Below are 26,076 nucleotides of genomic sequence, written 5' to 3' on the forward strand. Positions count from 1 at the left end.
GCTCAGTAATGCGGCGGGCGCTCGTCGCCCAGGATCACGCCGCCGCTGCCCTCTTGCGCGCGGTCGGCCTCGCGCTGCCACAGCATCGCGACCCGCCGGGTCAGCCGGTCGATCTCGTCCTGCTGGCGCGCGACCACGTCGCTCAATTCATCCACGGTGCGGGTCAGATGCGCGATCCGTTCTTCGAGATGCGTCATGTCACGGTCCTTTCACGGTGGTGTGCCCCCTCCCATACAGGCGCAACGTCACGCTTGCCAGCCCCGCCGCCGCGGTCCGACAGTTGTGGCAGGGAGAACAGACATGAGCGTGATCATCGACAGCGCCCTGGGCGTCACCACCATCACCATCAACCGGCCAGAGGCGCGCAACGCAGTCGACCCCGACACGGCGCGCGCGCTGTATCAGGCGTTTCTGGATTTCGAGGCCGATCCCGACCAGCGCGTCGCCATCCTGACCGGGGCGGGCGGTGCCTTTTGCGCAGGCTTCGACCTGAAATCGGCCGGTTCCGGCGCGGCGGATGCCTGGATCGGCGCGCTCGACCTGCCCCCGGATTGGAACGACCCCGTGGGCGACCCGCGCCCCGGCCCGATGGGCCCCTCACGCCTGATGCTGTCGAAACCGGTGATTGCCGCGATCGAGGGACCGGCGGTGGCGGGTGGCATGGAACTGGCCGCCTGGTGCGATCTGCGGGTCATGGCCCAGGGCGCGGTGACGGGCGTGTTCTGCCGCCGCTGGGGCGTGCCGCTGATCGACGGCGGCACCGTCCGCCTGCCGCGCCTGCTGGGTCAGGGGCGGGCCAGCGACCTGATCCTGACCGGGCGCGCGGTCGAGGCCGACGAGGCGCTGGCCCTGGGCTTTGCCAACCGCACCTGCCCCGAGGGGGAGGCGCTGGCCATGGCGCAGGAACTGGCGCGTGACCTGACCCGGTTTCCGCAGGCCTGCATGCTGGCCGATCACCTGTCCGCGCGGATGGAACCCGCGGACCTGGCCGCCGCGCTGCGCCGCGAATGGCGCTCGACCGCCACCTTTGCCGCCGAAGGCCGCGCCGGGGCCGCCCGCTTTGCCGCGGGCAAGGGGCGCGGTGGTGATTTCGCCGATATCTGAACCCGCTCTGCGGCGGTGCTGCGCCTTGCCCCGGGGCGGGCCATGGGCTAGACCGCGCGCGGAACAACGACCGCCCGAGGACGCCCGTCATGGCCAAGCCCAAGAAAACGCCCCGCCCCAAGGCCGAGACGCCCAAGGGCTTTCGCGACTATTTCGGCGCCGAGGTGACCCAGCGCACCGAAATGCTGCGCACCATCGCGGGGGTCTATCATCGCTACGGCTTCGAGGCGCTGGAATCGAGCGCGGTCGAGACGGTCGAGGCGCTGGGCAAGTTCCTGCCCGATGTCGATCGCCCCAACGAGGGCGTCTTTGCCTGGCAGGAATCCGAGGATGACGGCGCGGGCGACTGGATGGCGCTGCGCTATGACCTGACCGCACCGCTGGCGCGCGTCTATGCCCAGCACCGCAACGACCTGCCGACGCCCTATCGCCGCTATGCGATGGGGCCGGTCTGGCGCAACGAGAAACCCGGCCCGGGCCGATATCGCCAGTTCTATCAATGCGATGCGGATACGGTGGGCAGCGCCTCCATGGCCGCCGATGCGGAAATCTGCGCCATGCTGAGCGATACGCTGGAGACGGTCGGCATCCCGCGCGGCGACTATGTGGTGCGGGTGAACAACCGCAAGGTTCTCGATGGTGTGTTGGAGACCATAGGCCTCACAGAAGACGATGAATCTACTAAGCAGGCGGTTTTGCGAACTGTCGACAAATTCGACAAGGTTGGCATTGACGGGGTTTGGCAACTGTTGACCGCAGGAAAACTCGATGCCTCTGGCGCCTACATTGATGGTGTTGGATTGAGTATGGAGCAGGCTCAGATAATCGGTCAGTTTCTTCAATCTCGAGGCGATGACGCGACCCAGACTTTCGGCCTGCTTTCCCAGTTGATTGGCCAGTCCTCTGTGGGACAAAGCGGTCTAAACGAACTGGAACAGATCGGCGAATTGCTGGCCGCAGGTGGCTACGGCTCTGACCGTATCGTCATCGACCCTTCGGTCGTGCGCGGCCTCGGCTATTACACCGGGCCGGTTTACGAGGCCGAGCTGACCTTTGAAATCTTTGACGAAAAAGGCCGCAAGCGGCAATTCGGCTCGGTGTCGGGCGGTGGTCGCTATGACGATCTGGTCAAGCGGTTCACCGGTCAGGAAGTCCCGGCAACGGGTGTTTCCATCGGCGTTGACCGCCTGCTGGCGGCCTTGCGTGAGAAGGGCCGCATTCAGGCCGTGGAGCATGGCCCCGTCGTGGTGACGGTGATGGATCGCGACCGCATGGCGGATTACCAGGCGATGGTGGCCGAGCTGCGAAACGCCGGTATCCGGGCCGAGGTTTACCTCGGCAACCCCAAGAATTTCGGCAACCAGCTCAAATATGCCGACAAGCGCAACTCGCCGGTTGCGGTGATCGAAGGCGGCGATGAAAAGGCCAATGGCGTGGTGCAGATCAAGGACCTGATCCTGGGCGCGCAGATCGCGGCCAATGCCACGCTGGAAGAATGGAAGGAGCGCCCCAGCCAATACGAGGTCGCCCGCTCCGATCTGGTGGCCAAGGTGCGCGAGATTCTGGCGGAGCAGGCGGGATGATCACCCGCGCCCGTATTCTGGAGCAGGCCGCGCAGCTGCGCGCGCGGTTCGAGGCGGCAGGCGCGCAGGCGGTGGAAACGCCGATCCTGCAACCGGCCGAAACCCTGCTTGACCTTTATGGCGAGGATATCCGTGCCCGCGCCTATATCACCTCGGATGCGCTGCGGGGCGAGCAGATGCTGCGCCCCGACTTCACCGTGCCGGTGGTGCAGAAACACATGGAGCACGGCGCCGAACCCGCCCGCTATACCTATGCGGGCGAGGTGTTCCGGCGGCAGGAACACGACCCGGACCGCGCCAATGAATACATCCAGGTGGGGTACGAGGTGTTCGACCGCACCAACCCCGCCGCCGCCGATGCCGAGGTCTTTGCCCTGATCGCCCAGGCGCTCGACGGTCTGGCATTGCGCGCGGCCACCGGCGATATCGGTATCCTGATGGCCGCCGTGGCCGGGCTGAAAACGACAGAGCCGCGCAAGGCGGCGCTGATGCGTCATATCTGGCGCCCGCGCCGGTTTCGGGCGCTGCTCGACCGCTATGCAGGCCGGACACCGGTGCCGGCCGCGCGCGCGGCACTGCTGGCCGCCGCTGACCCGCTGGCCGGGGGCGCGCCAGAGATCGGCAAGCGTGACCGCGCCGATGTCGAGGCGCGGATCGCGGTCCTGCGCGCAGATGCCGCCGCCGCACCCATTTCGGACAATGAAATGGCCGGGCTGGATGCGCTGTTGTCGGTGCGCGAGACCATGCCCTTTGCGCTGGAACACCTGCGCGATATCGCGGTGGACCTGCCGCAGATCACCCCCGCGCTCGACCGGCTGGAGGCGCGCATCGCCGCGCTGCGGGCGCGCGGGGTCGATGTGGACCGGCTCGATTTCGAAGCCTCCTATGGGCGCACCTCGATGGAATACTATGACGGTTTCGTCTTTGGTTTCTATGCCGAGCGGCGACCCGACCTGCCGCCTATCGCCACCGGCGGGCGCTATGACGCGCTGACCCGGCGGCTGGGTAACGGGGCCGAAATTCCGGCAGTGGGGGGCGTGCTGCGCCCCGGCCTGATGCTCTTGCTGACGGAGGCCCGGACATGAGCCTGAAGCTTGGGGTGCCGTCCAAGGGGCGGCTGATGGAAAAGACCTTTGCCTGGTTCGACAAGCGCGGCATCACGCTCAGCCGCACCGGGTCGGACCGCGAATATGCGGGCCGCGTCGATGGGATCGAGGGCGTGTCGCTGGTGCTGCTTTCAGCCGGAGAAATCCCGCGCGAGCTGGCAGCGGGACGTATTCATCTGGGTGTTACCGGCACCGATCTGGTGCATGAGAAACTGCCGCTCTGGGATCAGCAATTGGAAGAGGTGGCCCAGCTTGGCTTTGGCCAGGCCGACCTGATCATCGCGGTACCCGCCTGCTGGGCGGATGTGGATACGCTGGATGATCTCGACGCGGCGGCGGCGGGGTTCCGTGCACGGCATGGGCATCGGCTGCGCATCGCCACCAAGTATCACCGGCTGGTGCGCGAGTTTCTGACCGCTGCGGGCGTGGCCGATTACACTCTGGTCGACAGCCAGGGCGCGACCGAAGGTACGGTCAAGAACGAGACCGCCGAAGCGATCGCCGACATCACCTCGACCGGCGAGACCCTGCGGGCAAACCACCTGAAGATCCTCAGCGACGGGCTGATCCTGCGCAGCCAGGCGACGCTCTGGCGCAGCCGCACCGCGCCGGTCGAAAGCGGAGACAAGCAGGTTCTGGAACAGCTGCTGGACCGGTTGGCGGGATAGGGAAAGGGGGCGCTGCCCCCGGTGCAAAATTCGTAGAATTTTGTCACCTCCCCCGGAGTATTTTCGGCGGAATGAAGGTGCGTTTCAGAGCGGCGCGGTCCCGTCGTCACCCACAAGATGGCAGGCGACGCGCTGACCGCCCGCGACCGTGCGCAACGCTGGCTCGGCCTCGCGACATTGCGGTTGCGCCACCGGGCAGCGATTGGCGAACCGGCACCCGGGCGGCAGGTTCACAGGGTCGGGCGGGTCGCCCGGGATCAGGATGCGCCGCGTCGCCGCCCGCCGCGCCTTGTCGACTGAGGGCACCGCAGAGAGCAGCGCCGCCGTATAGGGATGCAGCGGGTTGTTGAACAGGCTCAGCCGGGGACCATGTTCGACGATCCGGCCCATATACATCACTGCGATGGAATCGCACATGTGCTGGACCACGCCCAGATCGTGGCTGATGAAGAGATAGGTCAGCCCGAATTCCTTTTGCAACCGCCGGAGCAGATTGAGAATCTGCGCCTGAACCGCCACGTCCAGCGCCGAAACCGGCTCGTCGCAGATGATCAGCTCGGGCCGGGTCGCCAGCGCCCGGGCGATGCCGATGCGTTGCCGCTGTCCACCCGAAAACTGATGCGGGAACAGCCGTTTCTGCTCGGGCCGCAAACCGACCTGAACGAACAGTTCGTCTATCACCTTTTGCTGTTCATCGCGCGGCATGTCGGTGAGGCTTAGCAGTGGTTCGCGCACCACATCCTCGGCCCGCTGGCGCGGGTTGAGGCTGGAGTAAGGGTCCTGAAAGATGAACTGCACCTTTCGGCGGACCTTGCGCAGGGCCTCGCCCTCAAGCCCCAGGATATCGGCCCCGTCCAGCTCGACACGGCCCGAATGCGCCGCCACCAGCCGCGCCACCGCCAGCGCGGTGGTGGTCTTGCCCGAGCCGCTTTCGCCGACGATGGCCAGCGTCTCGCCCCGCGCCAGTGCAAAGCTGACGCCGTCGACCGCGTCCAGGAACTGTTTGCGGCCAAAGGTGCCGCCACGGCGCACCGCAAAACGAACGGTCAGGTTTTCGGCGTCAAGAAGGGGCCGGTCGGTCATCTACAGCGTCTCCGCATGCCAGCAATCGGCCAGCTGTCCGTTGTCAAACGCCATTGCCGGGGGGCGCTGGCGCAGGCATTGCTCGGTCCGATAGGCGCAGCGCGAGGCAAAGAGGCAGCGATCCTGCCCGAATTCACGCAGGCCGGGCACGATGCCGGGCACCTCGGTCAGGTCGGGACGGTCCTCGGTCAGGGTCGCCATGATATGGGGCACACAGGAAATCAGCCCCTTGGTATAGGGGTGGCGCGGATGCTCGATAATCTGATCCACCGGCCCGATCTCGGCATTGCGCCCGGCATACATGACGATCATCCGTTCGGCCATTTCCGCCACTGCCCCCATGTCATGAGTGATCAGGATGATCGAAGTGCCGGTATCGCGCCGCAGATCGCGCAGCAGGTCGAAGATCTGCGCCTGCACGGTCACATCCAGCGCGGTGGTCGGCTCATCCGCGATCAGGATCTTGGGACGGCAGGCCAGCGCCATGGCGATCATCACCCGCTGGCGCTGTCCGCCCGACATCTGGAACGGGTAATCGCCTGCCCGCGCCCGCGCGTTGGGGATGCGCACGGCGTCCAGCAGGTCGGCTGCCATGTCACGGGCGGCGCGGGCCGACAGGCCCTGATGGGCGCGCAGCACCTCGGCGATCTGCTCGCCCACCGTATAGACCGGGTTGAGTGAGGTCATCGGCTCCTGAAAGATCATCGAGATCTCGTTGCCGCGAATGTCACGCAACCGGCTGTCACTGGCCGCGGTCAGGTCCTCGCCCTCGAACAGGATGCGGCCCGAGGCGACGCGGCCCACCCCCTCGGGCAAGAGCCCCATGATCGCCAGCGCTGTCATCGACTTGCCGCAGCCGCTTTCGCCGACAAAGCTGATATTCTCGCCATGCCCCAACTCAAAGGACAGGTTGTCGATCACCGGCGCCACGCCCGCGCGGGTGGTCAGCTCGATCCGCAGGTTTTCGACCTTGAGCAGTGCTTCGGTCATCAGCGCGCCCTCAATTTCGGGTTGAGCGCATCGTTGAGCCCGTCGCCCACCAGCGAGATGCACAGAACGGTGACAAAGATCGCCACGCCCGGAATGGTCACGGTAAAGCTGGCATCCAGGAAATAGGTCCGGTTCGAACCGATGATCTGGCCCCAGCTGACCACGTTAGGATCGGTCAGGCCAAGGAAGGACAGCCCCGCCTCGAACAGGATGGCGGACCCCACCATCAGCGCCGATTGCACGATGATCGGCGGCAGCGCGTTGGGCAGGATCACCCGGAACATCAGCTTGGCGTTCTTCGCGCCCGAGGCGCGGCTGGCGGTGACATATTCCAGCTCGCGGATGCGCAGGAACTCGGCCCGGGTGATGCGCGCCACGGCGGTCCAGCTGACCACGCCGATGGCAAAGGTGATCATCGGCAGCGAGGCCCCGAACAGCGCCACGATCACCATCGAGAACAGCAGCGTCGGCAGCACCTGAAAGAACTCGGTAAAGCGCATCAGCGCCTCTTCGACCCAGCCGCGATAGAACCCGGCCAGCGCCCCCACCGTGACGCCGATGAAGATCGAGACAAAGGCGGCGGACAGGCCAATGATGATCGACACCCGCGCGCCGCTGATGATCATCGCCAGCAGGTCCCGGCCCAGGTAATCGGTGCCCAGGATGAAATCCCAGTTCTCGCCGGGCCGGGTGAAGGGGGCCCAGACCATGTCATAGGGATCGCGGCCATACAGCGCCGGACCGATCAGGGCCAGCACGCAGATCAGCACCAGCAGCACCAGCGCCACAAGCGCGGCGTGGTTGCGGCGGAACATCTCCCAGGCCTCGGTAAAGGGATGGCGGGCCTGTTCCGGGGCCTCTTCGGGCAGGGTCACGGGTTCGCTCATCTCTTGCCCCCCACGCGCGGATCGACCAGGCGCAGGGCCAGATCGGTCAGCAGGTTGCCCACGATCACCACCAGCGCCGAAAAGAACAGGATGCCCAGGATCAGCGGCGTGTCGCGAGCCAGGATCGACTGAAAGGCCAGCGTGCCCAACCCCGGCCAGGAAAACACGGTTTCCACCAGAACGGCACCCGACACGACGGCCGAAAGTTGCAGCCCCGCCAGCGTGATCACCGGCGACAGCGCGTTTTTCAGCGCGTGTTTATAGACCACCTGCCGCGGGCTCAGCCCCTTGGCCTTGGCGGTGCGCACATAGTCCGAGCCCAGCACCTCCATCATCGCGGCACGCGACAGGCGCGAATAGAGCGCCAGAAAGATCGAGGCCAAGGTCAGCATCGGCAAGACCAGGTGATGGGCAATGTCCAGCGCCTGTACGAAAAAGCCGCCTTCGATGGTGACATCGCGCATGCCGGCCACCGGGAACATCGGCAGCATCAGCGAGAACATCACCAGCATCAGCAACCCGGTCCAGAACACCGGTGCCGAATAGCCGAACAGCGCCAGGAAGGTCACGAAATGGCTGAGGATGCCATTGGGTTTGCGGGCCGAGAACACGCCCAGCACCACCCCCACCACCAGCGCCAGCAGCTGCGCCGAAATCACCAGAAGCAGCGTCGCCGGCAGGCGGCTGAGGATCAGGTTGGTGACCTTGTCGCTGTAGAAATAGGAATAGCCCAGATCGAATTGCAGCACATTGCCGATATAGCGGCCAAGCTGCACCAGGAACGGTTGATCCAGCCCGTATTCGCGCCGGATCTGCTCCAGCGCCTCGGCGTCGATGCCGCCTGCCGCCTGGGCGATGGTATCGGCCACATCCCCCGGCGCCGCGTGCATCAGCGAAAAGTTCAGCACCAGAACCGCGATCAGCAGGATCGCCGCGTAAAGGATACGTATCAGGGTGACGCGCAGAAAGTTCACCAGAGGACCCCGCCGTTCGGAATTGCCCCGGCGGACCAGTGCCGCCGGGGTCGGTGTCGCGGTCGCGTTACTCTTTCAGCCAGACCTGATCGAGCGGCGACGAGGTGGACCAGATGCCGTTCACCGGCGCGTTCATCACCTTGTTGGAATAGACCGTGTGATAAGGCAGCGTCTGGATGAAGTAGATCGGCACCTCGTCATTCACGATGCTCTGGAACTCGGCATAAAGCGCCTTGCGCTTCTCGGGGTCGTTCTCCTTGCCGGCCATGTCCAGCAGCTCGTCCACACGGGCGTTGGAATAGCCTTGGGTGTTGGACCAGACGCCCTTGGCGATGTTCGAGCTGAGATAGGTGCGGTGCACCCCGATCGACGGGTCACCCCAGTTGAACACGGCGTCCCAGCTGAGATCGAAATCCATCGTGCCCATGCGCTTGGCCCAGGTCGGGAAATCGGCGCTGGCGCGGACCTCGACATTGATGCCCACCTTTTTCAATGCGGCGCGCACATATTCCACGTGCGGCTTGGCCGAGGGCCAGCCATAGTCGATGGTGACCGCGAACCGCTCGTCCCCCTTCATCGGGAAGCCCGCCTCGTCCAGCAGGGCGTTGGCCTTGTCCAGATCCAGCGCATAGGTGTTGACGTCGGCGTTGTAGAACGGGCTGTCGGGGTGGATACCGGTATTGGAATCCTGCACCGTTCCCTGCATCAGCGCGTTCTGGATGAAGTTCTTGTCGATCGCATAGGCGATGGCCTGGCGCACCCGCTTGTCGGCCAGCGGACCCTTGGTGGTGTTGATCGCCAGCCAGTCCAGCGCGCCGATGGCACCATAGCCGGTGGGCGTGACGGTCAGGTGATCGACCTTCTTCAGCCGGTTGATGATCAGCGGCTCGCTTTCAAAGGCACCGAAATCCAGTTCGCCATTCTCATAGGCGATGGCGCGGGCGGAACTGTCGGTGATGATCCGCATCACGATCTTGTCCAGATACGGGCGCCCCTCGATGAAGAAGTCGTCGAACCGCTCAAGGATGACATGTTCGCCGTTCTTGTATTCGGCCAACTTGAAGGGGCCCGATCCCACCACGTCCTCGATATTGCGGGGATGGGTCTTGAAGTCCTGCCCGTCGCCATAGATGTGCTCGGGGATGATCGACATCAGCTGGCCCGACATGGCCAGCATCAGGCCCGGATGCGGATGGGACAGGTTCAGCACCGCCGTATGGTCGTCCGGCGTGTCGACCGAGGTGACCGGTGCGAACATGGATTTGAACGGATGCGCCTCCTGGATCACCTTGACCGAAAAGGCGATATCGGACGAGGTGATCGGATGGCCGTCGTGAAACACCGCGTTCTTGACCAGATTGAGCGTGACCTTGAGACCGTCGGCCGAAACCTCCCAGCTTTCGGCCAGATAGGGCTGCGGCGTCCAGCTGTCGTCATAGCGCAGCGGCGAGGCAAAGAGCTGCGCGCCGGGGAAACCGGTGACGATCCCCGATTGCACCGCCGAATTGAGGGTGCGCAGGTTGCTGCCAAGCTGGGTCTTGAGCGTGCCGCCCTGACGTGGCTCCTCGGCGGATGCGGTGGTTCCGACCAGAACAGACGCGACGGCAGTCGCGGCAATCAGGCCCTTGAACAGATGCTTCACGGGGTAGTCCTCCTGGTTGGGTCTTTTGTTATGGAATCGACCGTAGCCGACCCATTCGGACCAAAAAACAGGATTAATTATGCCTCATTCTCACATTTTTCTGGGGAATGGCGGGGTTGGCTGGCCTGGGCAGCGCACCACGAGATCCTCGAACACTCCGCGATCCCTCAACTCGGTACAGCTTTGCACGAAGGCGCGTACCATCCGGGTTTGTTGTGCGCCGTCCATGGTCGCGATGCCAAAAATCGGACTGAGCGGTGCATCGCTGATCGGCACGATGCGATAGCGCGACTCGCTTTCGCGATAGTCGACCGGCCGGATGTTGAGCAGCGAGAACCCGAAGCCTCCCGCCACCAGCGCGCGCACAATCTCGGACGAACGGGTGGAATGGGCGATGTTGGGCGACAGGCCCAGCGCCTCGAACATGCCGACGAAATAATCGCGCGTATGCGGCAGGTCTAGCATCACCATCGGCCGGGTCGCTAGTTCGGCAAAGGTCGTGCTGGACTGGCCCGCCAGCGGATCATCGACCGAGACCATCGCGTAGGGCGGCGCCTCGAACAGCGGCTCGAAACGGCAGCGGTCGCTCAGTACCTGGGAATAGGTAAAGGCGACATCGGCCTCGCCCTCATCAAGGAATTCCATGATCCGGGCCATGTTCCCTTCGAGCAGCTGGATCGAGAGATCGGGAAACCCCTCGGTGATGGCGCGCAGGACCGGCGGCAGGAACGAGGGCGCGGCGGTGGCATAACAGGCGATGCGGACCGTGCCGCGCGTGAGCCCGCCCAGCGAGCTCAGTTCCTCTTCGAACTGGTGCGACTGGTGGATGAACCGGCGGATCAGGCCCAGCGCGTCGCGCCCCGAGGCGGTGGCGCGGATGCCGCGCGCCGGGGTGCGCACGAACAGGTCGAAGCCCAGCCCACTTTCCAGCGCGTCGATGGCCGCGGTGATCGAACTTTGCGAGATGTTCAGCTCGTCGGCGGCCTTGGCGATAGAGCCGGACCGGTCCGCCGCCTCGACATAGCGCAACTGTTTCAGGGTAAAGTTCAACATGGGCTTCCCCTAAAAATCCGATCTTAGCTCCCAGTTAATTCCATTTTTTCAACGAAAGAAAGCACCCTAAGCTCAGAGCGTCAGACAGGGAGGGCCCCATGGCCGAGACGATCATCTATGCCGCCCGCAAAATCATCACCATGGCCCCCTCTCGCCCCGAGGTGAGCCATGTGGCAGTGCGCGACGGACGTATCCTGGGCATCGGCACGCTCGAGGAGCTGGCCAGTTGGGGCGACTATCGTCTGGACGACCGCTTTGCCGGCAAGGTGCTGATGCCCGGCTTTGTCGAGGGGCATGCCCACACGATGGAGGGCACACTCTGGCGCAATGTCTATGTCGGCTGGTTCGACCGCATGGACCCTGATGGCCGGGTCTGGTCCGGATTGAAATCCATCGACGCGGTGGTGGACCGGCTGCGCGAGGCAGAGGCCCAGATGACCGACCCCGAAGCGCCTCTGGCGGCCTGGGCGCTGGACCCGATCTATATGGAGAACCGCCGGGTCACCCGGCAAGAGCTCGACCAGGTTTCGACCACCCGGCCCATCGGCATACTGCACGCCTCGGGCCATATCATGAACGTCAACACCCGCGCGCTGGAACTGGCAGGGCTGATGAAACCCGGCGTGAACCATCCCGGCATCCCGCTAGGCGAGGACGGGGTGCCCCTTGGCCCGCTCTACGGCCCCGACGCGATGACACCGGTGGGGCCTCATGTGGGGTTCGACCGGGCGCTTACCGATTGTGACGAACGGGGCCTGCGCGACTATGGCAAGCTCTGCGTGCGGGCGGGGGTGACCACCTGCACCGACCTGGCCGCCCGCCTGACCGATGACAGCGTCGACATGATGCTCAGGGTCACCGCCGAGGACGACTATCCCGCCTGTATCGTGCCGCTGCGCGTGTTCTTTGGGATGAGCGCCGAGGAAATCGTGGACTATTGCGTTTCGCTCAAGCCGCGCTCGACCGAGCGGTTGCGGCTGGGGCGGATCAAGGCCGTGGCCGATGGCTCGATCCAGGGGTTTTCCGCCCGGCTGCGCTGGCCCGGCTATTACAACGGCGCGCCCAACGGGCTGTGGTACACCGCGCCCGAGCAGATGTCCGAGCTTTATCACAGGGCGCTGGCCGCCGGGGTGCAGGTGCATACCCATACCAATGGCGATCAGGCCACCCAGATGGCGCTGGACATGCTGGAACCCGCGCTCAAGGCGCATCCCAGCCCCGACCACCGCTTTACCCTGCAACATTGCCAGATGGCCGACGCGGCGCAGTTCCGCAAGATGCGCAGCCTGGGCATGAATGTGAACCTGTTCGCCAACCACCATTTCTATTGGGGGGACGAGCATTACCGGCTGACGGTGGGACCGGAACGCGCCTGCCGGATGAATGCCTGCCGCACCGCGCTGGATACCGGCGTGCCCATGGCCATCCACTCGGACGCGCCGGTCACCCCGCTGGGGCCGCTCTTTACCGCCTGGGCGGCAGTCAACCGGATCACCGCCTCGGGCCGGGTGCAGGGCGAAGAGGAGCGGATCAGCGTTTCCGAGGCGCTTTATGCGATCACCCTGGGCGCGGCCTATACCCTGCATATGGATGGCGAGGTCGGCTCGATCGAGGTGGGCAAGCGGGCCGATTTCGCGGTGCTCGACAGCGACCCGACCCAGACCGACCCGATGGCGCTCAAGGATATCGGGGTCTGGGGCACGGTGCAGGGCGGGCGCGTCTTTCCAGCCGCGGCGCTCTGATGGCGCCGCTTCCGGTCACCGTCATCGGCGGCTATCTGGGCGCGGGCAAGACGACGCTGGTCAATCACCTGTTGCGCCATGCGGCCGGGCGGCGACTGGCGGTGCTGGTCAACGAATTCGGCGACCTGCCCATCGACGCCGACCTGATCGAGGCCGAAGAGGACGGCATGATCTCGATCGCGGGGGGCTGCATCTGCTGTTCCTTCGGCAGTGACCTGATCGGTGCACTTGGCGATCTGGCCGCGATGGAACCGCGTCCCGACCATATCCTGGTAGAGAGCTCGGGCGTTGCGATCCCCGGCGCCATCGTGTCGACCATGCTGCTGGCCGAAGGTATCCGATCCGACGGGATCGTGGTGGTGGTGGACGGCGAGACCGTGCGCCAGCGCGCACAGGACGATTATGTCGGCGACACCATCACCCGGCAGCTTTCGGATGCCGAGATCGTGGTGGTGAACAAGACAGACCTGCTGGCGCCTGCGGCTCAGACCGAGTTGATGGCCTGGCTGGCCGAGGCCGCCCCGGGCGCGATTGCCATCCCGGCCGAACGCGGCCGGGTGGCCCCCGGCGCGCTGCTGGGCGTGCTGCCCGCCCCTGGCGCGGGCCAGCCCGCCGACCATTCCGACCGGCTGTTCGACAGTGTGGTATTGACCCCGGAAAGTGGCCAGCCAGTCGAGGAGCTGGCCCGCGACCTGGCCACCGGACCCCATGGGGTGATCCGCGCCAAGGGTTATCTGCGCGATGTCGACGGGGCGTTGTGGCTGATCCAGACCGTGGGCCGCCGGTGGGAGGTCACCGCAGCACAAGGCCCGCATGAAGCGGGCCTTGTCTGCATCGGTTTTCGCGATCGGCTGGACCGTGACGGCCTGGCCGAACTGGCCGGGGTCACCGCCTGAGACGGCTCACATCTCTTCGACGTCCACCACCCCGTCGAGCGATTTGAGTGCGCCCTTGATCTGTGGATTCAAGGGAAACTCCTGTCCCAGATCCATCTCGACCTCTCCCGGCAGACCCGGATCCATCAGGCAGAGCTGGACCGGTCCGCGCGCCGCATTGCGGGCGGCCTGCGCCGCCTCGGCCAGGATATGGGCCACCGTCTCGACCGCGCCGGCGCTGTCCATGAACACCCGCAGGCCGGTGGCCCCGGCCTCGGCCACCACCGCATCGGCGGGGCCGACCGAGCGCGCCAACAGCTTGAGCTGATCGGCCTCCATCGTCGCCTCGGCGGTCAGCACCACATGGGACCCGGTTTCGAGAAACTCGCGGCTTTTCTCCAGCACGTCCGAGAACAGCGTCACCTCGAAGGCGCCGGTCGGGTCGGACATCTGGGCAAAGGCAAAGCGGTTGCCACGGGCGGATTTGCGTTCCTGCCGCCCGGCGACGACGCCGGCCATCTTGGCCAGCACCGGGCCCGAGCGCGCCTGTTCGGTGACCTCGTCCAGCGTCAGCACGCCCTTGCGTTTCAGCGAGAGCATGTAGTCGTCGAGCGGGTGGCCCGAGAGGTAGAAGCCGATGGCCTTGAACTCTTCGGAAAGGCGCTCGGCGGGCAGCCAGTCGGGGGCCTGCGCCAGACGCGGTTCGGGCAGGTCGTCACCTGCCTCACCAAAGAGCGAGACCTGGTTGGAGCTTTTCTGTTCGAAGATCGCGCCGGAATAGGCCATCAGCGACTCGATACTGTCAAAGACGCGGCGGCGGTTGGGGTCGAGCTGGTCAAAGGCCCCAGCGCGCGCCATCATCTCGAGCGGGCGCTTGCCGACCTTCTTCAGGTCGACCCGACGGGCCACGTCGAAGAGATTGACGAAGGGTTTGCTGCCGCGCCCCTCGACCACCAGGCGCATCGCCTCGACGCCCACGTTCTTGAGCGCGCCCAGCGCATAGACCAACTCTCCGTTCACCACGTCGAACGTGGCCTGAGACCGGTTCACGCAGGGCGGCACATAGGGCAGGCCCAGCCCCTTGCGGACCTCTTCGAAATAGACCGCCAGCTTGTCGGTCAGGTGGATATCGCAGTTCATGACACCCGCCATGAACTCCACCGGGTGGTTGGCCTTGAGCCAGGCTGTCTGATAGCTGACCACCGCATAGGCCGCCGCGTGCGACTTGTTGAAACCGTAGTTGGCGAATTTCTCCAGGAGGTCGAACACCTCGGAGGCCTTCTTGGCATCGACGCCGTTCTCTGCCGCGCCCTTTTCGAACTTGGGCCGCTCGGCGTCCATCGCCTCCTTGATCTTCTTGCCCATGGCGCGGCGCAGCAGGTCGGCGCCGCCCAGGCTGTAGCCCGCCATGACCTGCGCGATCTGCATCACCTGTTCCTGATAGACGATGATACCCTGCGTTTCCTCAAGGATGTGATCGATCAGCGGATGCACCGAAGTGATCTCGCGCAGCCCGTTCTTCACCTCGCAATAGACCGGGATATTCTCCATCGGACCCGGACGATAAAGCGCCACGAGGGCCACGATATCCTCGATACAGGTGGGCTTCATGCGCTTGAGCGCATCCATCATGCCCGAGCTTTCCACCTGGAACACCGCCACCGTCTTGGCCGCGGAATAGAGCTTGTATGTCGGTTCATCCTCCAGCGGGATGGCGTTGATCTGGTTTTCGGCCCCCTCGGCGGGCTCGTAAAGCTGCCGCCCGTCGGCGGCCACATGCAGCGGGCGCCCCGACTTGAAGATCAGATCCATCGCATTCTGGATCACGGTCAGGGTTTTCAGGCCGAGAAAGTCGAACTTGACCAGCCCCGCCTGTTCCACCCATTTCATGTTGAACTGGGTCGCCGGCATGTCGGAACGCGGATCCTGATAGAGCGGCACCAGCGCGTCCAGCGGCCGGTCGCCGATCACCACACCGGCGGCATGGGTCGAGGCGTTTCTGAGCAGCCCCTCGACCTGCTGGCCATAGGTCAGCAGCCGGTCGACGACCTCTTCGTTGCGGGCCTCTTCACGCAAGCGCGGCTCGTCTTTCAGCGCCTTTTCGATACTGACGGGTTTCACACCTTCGACCGGGATCATCTTGGACAGGCGGTCCACCTGGCCATAAGGCATCTGCAACACCCGCCCGATGTCGCGCACCGCAGCCTTGGACAGCAGCGCACCAAAGGTGATGATCTGCCCCACCTTGTCGCGGCCGTATTTCTCCTGCACGTAGCGGATCACCTCTTCGCGCCGGTCCATGCAGAAGTCGATATCGAAGTCGGGCATCGACACCCGTTCAGGGTTGAGAAAGCGTTCAAACAGCAGCGAATAGCGCAGCGGATCAAGGTCGGTGATGGTCAGCGCATAGGCGACCAGCGAGCCCGCGCCCGAGCCCCGTCCCGGCCCCACCGGAATGTCATGATCCTTGGCCCATTTGATGAAGTCGGCAACGATCAGGAAGTAACCGGGGAACCCCATCCCCTCGATGATATCCAACTCGAAATCAAGCCGTTTCTGATATTCCTCGGGGCTGACCGCATGCGGGATCACGGCCAGTCGCGCCTGCAGGCCCTCATTGGCCTGGCGCCGCAGTTCCACAACCTCGTCATCGGCGAATTTTGGCAGGATCGGGTCGCGCCGATAGGCCATGAAGGCGCAGCGCCGCGCGATCTCGACGGTGTTCTCGATCGCCTCGGGCAGGTCGGCAAAAAGCGTCGCCATCTCTTGCGGCGATTTCAGATAATGCTGCGCGGTCAGGCGGCGGCGGCCCTCGGCCTGGTCCACATAGGCGCCGTCGGCGATGCAGATCAGCGCATCATGCGCCTCGTACATACCGGCCTCGGGGAAGTAGACGTCATTGGTAGCTACCAGCGGCAGGCCCTTGGCATAGGCCATTTCCACATGGCCGCGTTCCGTCAACCGTTCGGCTTGCGGAGCCCCATCCTCGCCCGGATGGCGCTGCAACTCGATATAAAGCCGGTCCGGAAAGATCGCCGCCAGCCGGTCCACCAGCACCTCGGCCGCCGGGCGCTGGCCCTGTTGCAACAGGCGCCCGACCGGACCGTCCGGCCCGCCGCTGAGACAGATGAGCCCGGCGCCCAGCGCCTCCAGTTCCTCCAGCGTGACCTGCGGCAGTTGCCCGCCCTTGTCCACGTAGAGGCAGCTGTTCAGCTTCATCAGGTTCTCATACCCGGCCTCGCTCTGTGCCAGCAGGACCAGCGGCGCCGGTGGCTTCGGCTTTTCGCCGGGCATCGTTTCGACATAGGCCAGATCCATCTGGCATCCGATGATCGGCTGAATACCCGCCCCGCTGGCTGCGACCGAAAACTCCAGCGCCGCAAACAGGTTGTTGGTATCGGTCACCGCCACTGCCGGCATGCCCATTTTCTCGCAGAGCGCAGGCAATTTCTTGAGCCGAACCGCGCCTTCTAGGAGCGAGTATTCGGTGTGAAGACGAAGATGGATGAATCGGGGATCACTGCTCATGGGCGCGACGATAGGCGATCCGGTTCAGGGGCGCCACGGCGGATGCTCTGCAACTGGCAAAAAGCCCGATTGCAGTGGATAAACGAATGACTTGGCTCGATGACTGGGTTGTCTTTGTCACCCTTGTCGCCCTGGCTGTGTTCCCCCGTCTTGCGCTGGCGAGGGGGCCGCGGGGTCGTTCGCGCACCGATCCTGGGCGCGTTAAAACGCCGGGGCATCCCCTGACGATAGCGCTCGGGATATTGGCCATTTTCATCGGCCTGCATCGACACTCCACGTTGCTCTGACACGGCGGCAAGGTCGGAAACTACCGTCAATCTCCCAAACAGCCAGAGATGATTATTCGTCAAAACCTGAAGGTCTTTCAAAGTCATTTTCCAGCCACCTTGGCAAATAGATGATTCAAATGAGTAAATTTTAGCGCCGAGGCCCCCTCTTGCGACAAGTTGTCGAAAATTGCTGCATTGCAGATTGAGTTTTTCTTGCCAGACAACGGTTCCGGTTTCTAACCTTCCTGACAGACAACAGCCCGGCCCCTTTCTACGTCGCATCGAAGGTGGGCAGCCATGGGCCAACAGGGTAACGCGACCGGTTTCACAGGATGGACATCTCGTTTCTTCTGAATGGAGAGACAGTCACGCTGGCAGGGGTCGACCCCACGGCGACACTGCTCGATTGGCTGCGCGAGGCACGCGGATTGACCGGCACCAAGGAAGGCTGCAACGAGGGCGATTGCGGCGCCTGCACCGTGGCTGTCAGCGATGCCGATGGCACCCGCGCCCTGAACGCCTGTATCCTGTTCCTGCCGCAACTGCATGGCAAGGCGGTGCGCACGGTCGAAGGGCTGGGCGGCAGCCATCCGGTGCAACAGGCCATGGTCACCCATCACGGCAGTCAGTGCGGTTTCTGCACCCCGGGCTTCGTGATGTCGATGGTTGCGGGCCATGCCGAGGGCGCCACCGATCACGACACCCAGTTGGCAGGCAATCTCTGCCGCTGCACCGGCTATGCCCCGATCATCCGCGCCGCCCGCGCGGTCGAGGACGCGCCGAAACCCGGCTGGCTCGCCACCGATCGCGCCTTCATTTCGCCGGAAATACTCCGGGGGGAGACCGCAGGTCGGGGGGCAGAGCCCCCCTCTTCCCCAACATCCTCCGATGAACTCGCGGCCCTTTACGAAACCCACCCCAACGCGACCCTGATTGCCGGGGCGACCGATGTGGGCCTCTGGGTCACCAAGCAGCTGCGCGACCTGCCCAAGGTCATTTTCCTTTCCGGCTGCGCCGATCTTAAAGGGATCGAGGTAACTGACACCCATGTGCGCCTCGGTGCCATGGTCGACATGAACCGAATGCGCGACGCCGTGGCTCCCCTGCACCCGTCCTATGGCGAAATGATCCGCCGCTATGCCAGCGTGCAGGTGCGCAACGCCGCCACAGTCGGCGGCAATATCGCCAATGGCTCGCCCATCGGTGACAACCCGCCCGCGCTGATCGCGCTGGGGGCAACGCTGCATCTGCGCAAGGGCGATACCCGCCGCGACCTGCCGCTCGAGGCGTTCTTTCTCGACTACGGCAAGCAGGACCGCGCGCCGGGCGAGTTTGTCGAGGCGGTGAGTTTCCCGCGCCAGCCCGACCGGCTGAAATGCTACAAGCTGTCGAAGCGCTTCGATCAGGATATCTCGGCCGTCTGCGGCTGTTTCAACATCACGGTGGAAAACGGCACCGTCACCGCCGCACGCATCGCCTTTGGCGGCATGGCGGGCATCCCGAAACGCGCCCGCGCGGTCGAGGCGGCGCTGACCGGACAGCCCTGGACACAAGAGGTTGTTAACGCGGCCCTGCCAGAGTTCGAGGCCGATTTCACCCCGATGTCGGACATGCGCGCCTCGGCACGCTACCGGATGGAGACCGCCAAAGCGATGCTGAGCCGCTATTTCGCCGAGGATCAGGGCCATTTGGCCAATGTGCTGGAGGTACGGGCATGAGCGTCGCCAAACCCCTGCCGCATGACGCGGCTCCGCTGCACGTGGCCGGCACCGCCCGCTATGTCGACGATATCCCCACCCCGCGCGACACGCTGCATCTGGCCTTTGGCCTGAGCACGATTGCCAAGGGGCGGATCACTGCGATGAACCTCGAAGAGGTGAAGAGCGCCCCCGGCGTGATCCGGGTAATGGTGGCCGAAGATCTTCCCTTTGCCAATGATGTCTCGCCCTCGGCCCATGACGAGCCGCTGTTGTCGGACGGCACCGTCCACTACGTCGGTCAGCCGATCTTCGTGGTGGTAGCGACCAGCCACCTGGCCGCGCGCAAGGCGGTACGGCGGGCGCGGATCGATTATGCCGAGGAGCCCGCGATCCTGACCATCGAACAGGCGCTGGCGGCCGACAGCCGGTTCGAGGACGGGCCGCGCATCTATGAAAAGGGCGATGCCGAGGCGGCGATTGCCGGGGCGGCCCATGTCATCGAGGGCACGTTCGAGCTTGGCGGGCAGGAGCATTTCTATCTCGAAGGTCAGGCCGCGCTGGCCCTGCCCGGCGAGGGTGGCGACATGCTGGTGCACAGCTCGACCCAGCACCCGACCGAGATCCAGCACAAGGTGGCCGAGGCATTGGGCGTGCCGATGCACGCCGTCCGGGTCGAGACCCGCCGCATGGGCGGCGGCTTTGGCGGCAAGGAGAGCCAGGGCAACGCGCTGGCAGTGGCCTGCGCCGTGGCGGCGCGCGCCACCGGTCGTGCCTGCAAGATGCGCTATGATCGCGACGACGACATGATGATCACCGGCAAGCGCCACGCGTTCCGCATCGCCTATCGTGCCGGGTTCGACGCGGAGGGGCGGATACTGGGCGTCTCCTTCCTGCATCACGCGATCTGCGGCTGGGCGCAGGACCTGTCGCTGCCGGTGGCGGACCGGGCGATGCTGCATGCGGACAATGCCTATCTGCTGCCCAACGCGCGGATCGAGAGCCACCGGCTGAAGACCAATACCCAATCCGCCACCGCCTATCGCGGCTTTGGCGGACCGCAGGGGATGGTCGGGATCGAGCGGGTGATGGACCATGCCGCGCATGTGCTGGGGATCGACCCGGTCGAGTTGAGGCAGCGGAATTACTATGCGGCACCGATGGGGGGCGCTGCCCCCCGGCCTGCGGCCTCCCCCCGGAGTACTTCCAGCGGAATGAAGGAGAATACCACGCCCTATGGGCAGGTGGTCGAGGATTTCGAGTTGCACGGGATGACCGAGGCGCTGCTGGCGTCGTCGGATTACGCCGCGCGCAAGGCGGCGGTGGCGGCGTGGAACGCGGCCAACCCGATCGTCAAGCGGGGGATTGCCTTTTCACCGGTGAAGTTCGGCATTTCGTTCACCCTGACCCATCTGAACCAGGCGGGTGCGCTGGTGCATGTCTATCAGGACGGCTCCGTGCATCTGAACCATGGCGGCACCGAGATGGGCCAGGGCCTGTTCCAGAAGGTGGCGCAGGTGGCGGCAAGCCGGTTCGGCATTCCGCTGGAGATGGTGAAGATCACCGCCACCGATACCGCCAAGGTGCCCAATACCTCGGCCACGGCAGCCTCTAGCGGGTCGGACCTGAACGGCATGGCGGTCAAGGCCGCCTGCGACACCATCCGCGACCGGATGGCGGTGTTTCTCGCCGAGCGGCATCAGGCGGAGGTCGCCTCGGTCCGGTTCGCGAATGGGCAGGTCGAGGTGGGTGAGGCTCGCTACAGCTTTTCCGAGGCGGCGGCGCTGGCCTATCAGGGGCGGATCAGCCTGTCGGCCACCGGGTTCTACAAGACGCCCAAGATCGAATGGGACCGGATCCAGGGGCGCGGGCGGCCGTTCTACTACTTTGCCTATGGTGCGTCGGTGACCGAGGTGGCGGTGGATACGCTGACCGGCGAATACCGCATCCTGCGCGCGGACATCCTGCATGATGCCGGTGCCTCGCTGAACCCGGATCTGGATATCGGCCAGGTCGAGGGCGGCTATGTGCAGGGCGCGGGCTGGCTGACCACCGAGGAGCTGGTCTGGGACGATCACGGGCGGCTCAGGACGCATGCGCCCTCGACCTACAAGATCCCGGCCTGTTCGGACCGGCCCGAGGTGTTCAACGTGGCGCTTTGGGACGGGCAGAACCGCGAGGATACGATCTACCGGTCGAAGGCGGTGGGCGAGCCGCCGTTCATGCTGGGCATCTCGGCCTGGCTGGCTTTGTCCGATGCGGTGGCGTCCTGTGGCGATGCCTATCCGGCGCTGAACGCGCCCGCGACGGCGGAGGAGGTCTGGAAAGGCATCCGGAGGCTAAGCGATGGCGTTTGATCTGGAGGGGCTGCGCGCAGCGGTGGCCGCGCATGGGCGAGTGACCCGAGTGGTGATCGCGGCGATCAGGGGATCGTCCCCGCGCGAGGTGGGTGCGGCGATGCTGGTCTGGCAAGACGGCCAGTCGGGCACGATCGGTGGCGGAGCCTTGGAGTTTCAGGCGGCAGAGGCGGCGCGCGCCGGGCGGCTTGGGCTGAGCCGTCATGCGCTGGGGCCAGAGCTGGGCCAGTGCTGTGGCGGGGCGGTGACACTGTTGACGGAATTCTGGGATGCGGCGCGGCTTGATACGGTCGATGGCACGGTGGTCGCGCGGCCCGCGCTGCCGTTTTCCGGCACGGAAAACGGACCGGAAACCTTGCAGGTTTCCGGCGCGCCACTCGCGGTCAAGCGCCTGCTGGCGCGGGCGCGTGGACAGGGTGTACTGCCGGAGGCGCAGCTGATCGGTGACTGGATGGTCGAGCCGATACTAAAACCGGCGCGACAGCTCTGGATCTGGGGCGCGGGCCATGTCGGTCGGGCGCTTGTCGATGTGCTGTCGCCACTGCCCGAGATCGCCATCACCTGGGTTGATACCGGGGAGGAGCGGTTTCCCGAAACCATCCCGGCCGGGGTGACGCCGCTGCCCGCGGCGCGGCCCGCAGCTCTGGTTGCCTATGCGCCGAAAGAGGCCGAACATCTGATCCTGACCTATTCCCATGAACTGGACCTGGAACTCTGCAACCGGTTGCTGCGACATGATTTTACCTTTGCCGGGCTGATCGGCTCGGCTACCAAATGGGCACGATTCCGGTCGCGGCTGGCCGCGCTTGGCCACACGCCGCAGCAGATTGCCCGCATCACCTGCCCGATCGGCGACCCCGCCCTGGGCAAACATCCCGCCAGCATCGCCATTGGCGTTGCCGCCCGGCTGCTAAGCCCGGCGCATAGCGAAACGACAAGGAAGGAGCTCAGCGCGTGAGCACACCACTTCTGAGCATCACGGGCCTGACCAAGGCCTATCCCGGCGTTGTCGCCAACGACAATGTCAGTTTCGACATTGGCGAAGGCGAGGTGCATGCCCTCTTGGGCGAGAACGGCGCGGGCAAGTCCACGCTGGTCAAGATGATCTATGGGCTGGTCAAGCCCGATAGCGGCAGCATGACCCTGCGCGGCGCGCCTTATGCCCCGCCCGAGCCGCGCGCGGCGCGCGCCGACGGGATTGCCATGGTGTTCCAGCATTTCTCGCTGTTCGACGCGCTCAACGTGGCCGAGAACATCGCGCTGGGGATGGAGAACCCGCCCGCGATGGGCGATCTGGCCGCGCGCATCCGCGCTGTGAGCGAGACCTATGGCCTGCCGCTTGATCCGTTCCGCACGGTGGGCGACCTGAGCGCGGGCGAGCGGCAGCGGGTCGAGATCATCCGCTGCCTGCTCCAGGACCCCAAGCTGCTGATCATGGACGAGCCGACCAGCGTGCTGACGCCGCAGGAGGTCGAGATCCTGTTCCAGACGCTGCAAAAACTGCGGTCCGAGGGCACCTCGATCCTCTATATCAGCCACAAACTGGAGGAGATCCGCACGCTTTGCGACCACGCGACCATCCTGCGGCTGGGCAAGAACGTGGGCGAATGCACCCCGCGCGAGACCTCGGCCCGCGACATGGCCGAAATGATGGTGGGCACGGCGCTGAAGACGCCGGAACGGTCGGGCCGCGAGTTCGGCGAGATCGCGCTGGATATCTCGGGCCTGTCGGTGCCCTCACCCAGCGAATTCGGGACCTCGCTGAAGAACGTCCATATGACGGTGCGCAAGGGCGAGGTTCTGGGCATCGGCGGGGTTGCGGGCAACGGGCAGGACGAGTTGCTTGCGGTGTTGTCTGGCGAGATCCTGACGGCGGCGGACGCGGTCAAGAAGGATGGCCAGCCGGTGGGCCGGCTGGGTCCGGTGGCGCGGCGGCGGCTGGGTCTTCTGACGGCACCCGAGGAGCGGCTGGGCCATGCGGCGGCGCCCAATATGAGCCTGACGGAAAACGCGCTGCTCACCGGATCGGTGCGCGAAGGGCTGGAAAGCAACGGGTTCCTGAAATGGGCCGAAACGCAGGCATTCGCCGAGCGGATCATCAAGGAATTCGACGTGCGCACGCCGGGGCCGGAAAACGCGGCGCGCTCGCTGTCGGGCGGCAACCTGCAAAAATTCGTCATCGGGCGCGAGGTGTTGCAGAACCCTGACGTGCTGGTGGTGAACCAGCCCACATGGGGTGTGGATGCATCGGCGGCCGCCGCGATCCGGCAGGCGCTCTTGGATCTGGCGGCCAAGGGTACGGCGGTGGTCTGCATCAGCCAGGACCTGGACGAGCTGATGGAGATCTCGGACACGTTCGCGGCGCTGAACGAGGGGCGGCTGAGCGCGCCGCGCACCACTGTCGGTCTGACCGTGGACGAGATCGGCCTGATGATGGGCGGTGCCCACGGGATGGAGGTGGCGCATGTCTGACATTTCCCCCGACAACAAGAAGAACAGGGAGACGCGCGCATGATCGTGCTGGAGAAACGTCCGCAGCCTTCGCGCACTTGGTCGATGGCAACGCCGCTGGTGGCGGTGCTGGCGACAATGATCTGCGGCGGGCTGCTGTTTGCGGTACTGGGCAAGAACCCGGTCGAAGCGATCGGCACCATCTTTTGGGAGCCGCTTTTCGGCGAGTATGCGTTTTATTACCGTCCGCAACTGCTGGTGAAGGGTGCCCCTCTGGTGCTGATCGCCATCGGCCTCTCGTTGGGTTTTCGTGCGGGCATCTGGAACATCGGCGCCGAGGGACAGTATATCATGGGCGCCATCGTTGGCGCCGGTGTCGGTCTGGCCTTCTACCCGATGGAGGCCTTCTATATCTTTCCCCTGATGGTGCTCGCGGGCGCTTTTGGCGGCTGGGTCTGGGCAATGATCCCTGCTTTCCTCAAGGTTCGGTTCGGCACCAACGAGATCCTGGTCTCGCTGATGCTGGTCTATGTGGCCGAGCAATTTCTTGCCTCGATGTCGCTGGGCCTTCTGAAGAACCCCGAAGGCTTCGGCTTTCCCGGCTCGCGCAACCTGCAATCCTATGCCAGCGCTCATAACGCCGAACTGATCGAGGGATCGGGGATGCATTGGGGCGTGGTGGCCGCCTTTGTCGCGGTTATCTTTGCCTATGTTCTGTTGAACCGGCACATGACCGGCTTTCACATCCGCCTGACCGGCGAGGCCCCGCGCGCGGCGCGGTTCGCGGGCGTGAAACCTGCCCGGCTGATCCTGTTCTGCCTGGGCATGTCCGGCGCGCTGGCCGGGCTGGCGGGGCTGTTCGAGGTCTCGGGCCCGTCGGGCCAGATCAGTATCGATTTCAACGTGGGCTATGGCTTTACCGCAATCATCGTGGCCTTTCTGGGCCGGTTGCATCCCGTGGGCATCCTGCTGGCCGGAGGGTTGATGGCGCTGACCTATATCGGTGGCGAGATCGCACAGGGCAGTCTGGGTCTGCCCGCCGCCGCGATCCAGGTGTTCCAGGGGATGCTCTTGTTCTTCCTGCTGGCGCTGGATCTGTTGACCAACTACCGCATCCGTGCGGCCCGCAAAGAGGTGGCGTGAACCATGGACCTGTCTGCAATCAATCCCGTCCTGCTGGTGGCCTCTCTCATGGTCGCGGCAACCCCTCTCTTGCTGGCCGCCATTGGCGAGCTGGTGGTGGAAAAGGCCGGTGTCCTGAACCTCGGTGTCGAGGGCATGATGATCACCGGCGCCATCTGCGGCTTTGCCATCTCGGTCGAGACCGGCTCGCCCTGGCTGGGCTTCATCGCCGCCGCCATCGGGGGGGCCATCCTGTCGCTGCTCTTTGTGCTGATGACCCAGGTGGCGCTGGCCAACCAGGTCGCCAGCGGTCTGGCGCTGACGCTGTTCGGCCTGGGGCTGAGCGCGCTTATGGGCCAGTCTTATGTCGGCATCAAACCGCCCGCGATGGGGCGGCTCGACCTGCCAGTGCTCAGCGATCTGCCGGTGGTGGGGCCGATCCTGTTCAGCCATGACCCGATCCTCTATCTGGGCATCCTGCTGACCGGCGCGGTCTGGTGGGTTCTGAAATACAGCCGCGCGGGCCTGATCCTGCGCGCGGTGGGAGAAAACCACGATGCAGCCCATGCGCTGGGCTACAAGGTGATCCGCATCCGCGTTCTGGCGATCCTGTTCGGCGGCGCCTGCGCGGGGCTGGGCGGCGCCTATATCAGCCTGATCCGGGTGCCCCAGTGGACCGAAGGCATGACCGCCGGTGTCGGCTGGATCGCTCTGGCTCTGGTGGTGTTTGCCAGCTGGAAACCCTGGCGCGCGCTGCTGGGGGCCTATCTTTTTGGCGGCGTCACCGTGGTTCAGCTGAACCTTCAGGCGGCGGGCGTTGCCATCCCGGTCGAGTATCTGGCAATGTCGCCCTATCTCATCACGATCCTTGTGCTTGTGATCCTTTCCGCGGACAAGAGCGGTGCGCCTGCCGCACTTGGACGCAGCTTCCACGCCTCTCATTGA

21 protein-coding genes are annotated in these 26,076 nt (G+C 65.0%); 12 read left to right on the forward strand and 9 right to left on the reverse strand.

Annotation, left to right across the window (positions count from 1 at the left end):
- Positions 1–2: 2 nt before the first annotated feature.
- Complete coding sequence (locus AC2FLM_RS09515; protein WP_234137513.1) at positions 3–197, reverse strand: SlyX family protein; 195 nt, start codon at positions 195–197, stop codon at positions 3–5.
- 103 nt (positions 198–300) lie between these two features.
- On the opposite strand from AC2FLM_RS09515, the gene AC2FLM_RS09520 reads away from it, so the two are divergent.
- The 4 genes from AC2FLM_RS09520 (at position 301) to hisG (ending at position 4,461) form a co-directional block, all read left to right on the forward strand.
- Positions 301–1,104: a crotonase/enoyl-CoA hydratase family protein gene (locus tag AC2FLM_RS09520; RefSeq protein ID WP_496857478.1), complete on the forward strand. Its 804-nt coding sequence runs from the start codon at positions 301–303 to the stop codon at positions 1,102–1,104.
- Between the two features lie 89 nt (positions 1,105–1,193).
- Positions 1,194–2,687, forward strand: a complete 1,494-nt coding sequence (gene hisS, locus AC2FLM_RS09525) for a histidine--tRNA ligase (protein ID WP_496857480.1) — start codon at positions 1,194–1,196, stop codon at positions 2,685–2,687.
- A complete protein-coding gene (locus AC2FLM_RS09530) occupies positions 2,684–3,772 on the forward strand; it encodes an ATP phosphoribosyltransferase regulatory subunit (RefSeq protein ID WP_496857482.1) in 1,089 nt (362 codons plus the stop codon). The genes hisS and AC2FLM_RS09530 overlap by 4 nt, the downstream gene beginning before the upstream one ends.
- Entirely contained in the window at positions 3,769–4,461 is a 693-nt protein-coding gene (hisG, locus tag AC2FLM_RS09535) for an ATP phosphoribosyltransferase (RefSeq protein WP_234142891.1), read from the forward strand. Before AC2FLM_RS09530 ends, hisG begins: the two co-directional genes overlap by 4 nt.
- 84 nt (positions 4,462–4,545) lie before the next feature.
- Here the strand turns inward: hisG and AC2FLM_RS09540 are convergent, their stop codons facing one another.
- The 6 genes from AC2FLM_RS09540 to AC2FLM_RS09565 all read right to left on the reverse strand — a co-directional run bounded on the left by AC2FLM_RS09540 (position 4,546) and on the right by AC2FLM_RS09565 (position 11,090).
- Positions 4,546–5,544 (reverse strand): ABC transporter ATP-binding protein, encoded by a 999-nt coding sequence (locus tag AC2FLM_RS09540; protein ID WP_496857484.1) that lies wholly within the window; start codon positions 5,542–5,544, stop codon positions 4,546–4,548.
- Complete coding sequence (locus AC2FLM_RS09545; protein WP_234137511.1) at positions 5,545–6,534, reverse strand: ABC transporter ATP-binding protein; 990 nt, start codon at positions 6,532–6,534, stop codon at positions 5,545–5,547.
- Entirely contained in the window at positions 6,534–7,421 is an 888-nt protein-coding gene (locus AC2FLM_RS09550) for an ABC transporter permease (protein ID WP_234171711.1), read from the reverse strand. Before AC2FLM_RS09550 ends, AC2FLM_RS09545 begins: the two co-directional genes overlap by 1 nt.
- Positions 7,418–8,395 (reverse strand): ABC transporter permease, encoded by a 978-nt coding sequence (locus AC2FLM_RS09555; RefSeq protein ID WP_496857487.1) that lies wholly within the window; start codon positions 8,393–8,395, stop codon positions 7,418–7,420. Before AC2FLM_RS09555 ends, AC2FLM_RS09550 begins: the two co-directional genes overlap by 4 nt.
- 67 nt (positions 8,396–8,462) lie before the next feature.
- Positions 8,463–10,037, reverse strand: coding sequence for an ABC transporter substrate-binding protein (locus tag AC2FLM_RS09560; protein WP_234142887.1), 1,575 nt, complete (start codon positions 10,035–10,037; stop codon positions 8,463–8,465).
- Positions 10,038–10,127: 90 nt separating this feature from the next.
- Complete coding sequence (locus AC2FLM_RS09565) at positions 10,128–11,090, reverse strand: LysR family transcriptional regulator (RefSeq protein WP_496857490.1); 963 nt, start codon at positions 11,088–11,090, stop codon at positions 10,128–10,130.
- 98 nt (positions 11,091–11,188) lie between these two features.
- Here AC2FLM_RS09565 and AC2FLM_RS09570 point away from each other — a divergent pair, with 98 nt between their 5' ends.
- Positions 11,189–12,832 carry an amidohydrolase gene (locus AC2FLM_RS09570; protein ID WP_496857492.1) on the forward strand — a complete coding sequence of 548 codons (1,644 nt, stop codon included), beginning with the start codon at positions 11,189–11,191 and terminating at the stop codon, positions 12,830–12,832.
- On the forward strand, positions 12,832–13,728 hold the full coding sequence (locus AC2FLM_RS09575) for a CobW family GTP-binding protein (RefSeq protein WP_496857494.1): 897 nt from the start codon (positions 12,832–12,834) through the stop codon (positions 13,726–13,728). The genes AC2FLM_RS09570 and AC2FLM_RS09575 overlap by 1 nt, the downstream gene beginning before the upstream one ends.
- 6 nt (positions 13,729–13,734) lie before the next feature.
- On the opposite strand, the gene dnaE is transcribed toward AC2FLM_RS09575, so the two are convergent.
- Together dnaE and AC2FLM_RS09585 are read right to left on the reverse strand one after the other, a co-directional pair.
- On the reverse strand, positions 13,735–17,235 hold the full coding sequence (dnaE, locus tag AC2FLM_RS09580) for a DNA polymerase III subunit alpha (protein WP_496857496.1): 3,501 nt from the start codon (positions 17,233–17,235) through the stop codon (positions 13,735–13,737).
- Positions 17,232–17,609 carry a hypothetical protein gene (locus AC2FLM_RS09585; protein WP_496857498.1) on the reverse strand — a complete coding sequence of 126 codons (378 nt, stop codon included), beginning with the start codon at positions 17,607–17,609 and terminating at the stop codon, positions 17,232–17,234. The genes dnaE and AC2FLM_RS09585 overlap by 4 nt, the downstream gene beginning before the upstream one ends.
- Before the next feature lie 227 nt (positions 17,610–17,836).
- Here AC2FLM_RS09585 and xdhA point away from each other — a divergent pair, with 227 nt between their 5' ends.
- The 6 genes from xdhA to AC2FLM_RS09615 are packed head-to-tail and all read left to right on the forward strand — an operon-like array spanning position 17,837 to position 26,076.
- The gene (gene xdhA / locus AC2FLM_RS09590) at positions 17,837–19,222 is read left to right on the forward strand and encodes a xanthine dehydrogenase small subunit (RefSeq protein WP_496857500.1); all 1,386 of its coding nucleotides are present in this window, start codon (positions 17,837–17,839) and stop codon (positions 19,220–19,222) included.
- Complete coding sequence (gene xdhB / locus AC2FLM_RS09595; protein WP_496857502.1) at positions 19,219–21,558, forward strand: xanthine dehydrogenase molybdopterin binding subunit; 2,340 nt, start codon at positions 19,219–19,221, stop codon at positions 21,556–21,558. Before xdhA ends, xdhB begins: the two co-directional genes overlap by 4 nt.
- Positions 21,548–22,516 carry a xanthine dehydrogenase accessory protein XdhC gene (gene xdhC / locus AC2FLM_RS09600; RefSeq protein WP_496857504.1) on the forward strand — a complete coding sequence of 323 codons (969 nt, stop codon included), beginning with the start codon at positions 21,548–21,550 and terminating at the stop codon, positions 22,514–22,516. Before xdhB ends, xdhC begins: the two co-directional genes overlap by 11 nt.
- Positions 22,513–24,030 (forward strand): ABC transporter ATP-binding protein, encoded by a 1,518-nt coding sequence (locus tag AC2FLM_RS09605; protein ID WP_496857506.1) that lies wholly within the window; start codon positions 22,513–22,515, stop codon positions 24,028–24,030. The genes xdhC and AC2FLM_RS09605 overlap by 4 nt, the downstream gene beginning before the upstream one ends.
- A 39-nt stretch (positions 24,031–24,069) precedes the next feature.
- Entirely contained in the window at positions 24,070–25,152 is a 1,083-nt protein-coding gene (locus tag AC2FLM_RS09610; protein WP_234137498.1) for an ABC transporter permease, read from the forward strand.
- A gap of 3 nt (positions 25,153–25,155) precedes the next feature.
- A complete protein-coding gene (locus AC2FLM_RS09615; protein ID WP_234137497.1) occupies positions 25,156–26,076 on the forward strand; it encodes an ABC transporter permease in 921 nt (306 codons plus the stop codon).

Source organism: Ruegeria sp. SAZD011 (genome assembly GCF_059612545.1).

Excerpts from the sequence above, each read along its gene's own strand:
- AC2FLM_RS09545 (WP_234137511.1), bottom strand. The coding sequence starts at position 6,534 with ATGACCGAAGCACTGCTCAAGGTCGAAAACCTGCGGATCGAGCTGACC.
- AC2FLM_RS09565 (WP_496857490.1), bottom strand. The coding sequence starts at position 11,090 with ATGTTGAACTTTACCCTGAAACAGTTGCGCTATGTCGAGGCGGCGGAC.
- AC2FLM_RS09520 (WP_496857478.1), top strand. The coding sequence starts at position 301 with ATGAGCGTGATCATCGACAGCGCCCTGGGCGTCACCACCATCACCATC.
- AC2FLM_RS09610 (WP_234137498.1), top strand. The coding sequence starts at position 24,070 with ATGATCGTGCTGGAGAAACGTCCGCAGCCTTCGCGCACTTGGTCGATG.
- xdhA (WP_496857500.1), top strand. The coding sequence starts at position 17,837 with ATGGACATCTCGTTTCTTCTGAATGGAGAGACAGTCACGCTGGCAGGG.
- AC2FLM_RS09515 (WP_234137513.1), bottom strand. The coding sequence starts at position 197 with ATGACGCATCTCGAAGAACGGATCGCGCATCTGACCCGCACCGTGGAT.
- AC2FLM_RS09585 (WP_496857498.1), bottom strand. The coding sequence starts at position 17,609 with ATGACTTTGAAAGACCTTCAGGTTTTGACGAATAATCATCTCTGGCTG.
- xdhC (WP_496857504.1), top strand. The coding sequence starts at position 21,548 with ATGGCGTTTGATCTGGAGGGGCTGCGCGCAGCGGTGGCCGCGCATGGG.
- AC2FLM_RS09575 (WP_496857494.1), top strand. The coding sequence starts at position 12,832 with ATGGCGCCGCTTCCGGTCACCGTCATCGGCGGCTATCTGGGCGCGGGC.
- xdhB (WP_496857502.1), top strand. The coding sequence starts at position 19,219 with ATGAGCGTCGCCAAACCCCTGCCGCATGACGCGGCTCCGCTGCACGTG.
- AC2FLM_RS09530 (WP_496857482.1), top strand. The coding sequence starts at position 2,684 with ATGATCACCCGCGCCCGTATTCTGGAGCAGGCCGCGCAGCTGCGCGCG.
- hisS (WP_496857480.1), top strand. The coding sequence starts at position 1,194 with ATGGCCAAGCCCAAGAAAACGCCCCGCCCCAAGGCCGAGACGCCCAAG.
- AC2FLM_RS09550 (WP_234171711.1), bottom strand. The coding sequence starts at position 7,421 with ATGAGCGAACCCGTGACCCTGCCCGAAGAGGCCCCGGAACAGGCCCGC.
- AC2FLM_RS09540 (WP_496857484.1), bottom strand. The coding sequence starts at position 5,544 with ATGACCGACCGGCCCCTTCTTGACGCCGAAAACCTGACCGTTCGTTTT.
- hisG (WP_234142891.1), top strand. The coding sequence starts at position 3,769 with ATGAGCCTGAAGCTTGGGGTGCCGTCCAAGGGGCGGCTGATGGAAAAG.
- dnaE (WP_496857496.1), bottom strand. The coding sequence starts at position 17,235 with ATGAGCAGTGATCCCCGATTCATCCATCTTCGTCTTCACACCGAATAC.
- AC2FLM_RS09570 (WP_496857492.1), top strand. The coding sequence starts at position 11,189 with ATGGCCGAGACGATCATCTATGCCGCCCGCAAAATCATCACCATGGCC.
- AC2FLM_RS09615 (WP_234137497.1), top strand. The coding sequence starts at position 25,156 with ATGGACCTGTCTGCAATCAATCCCGTCCTGCTGGTGGCCTCTCTCATG.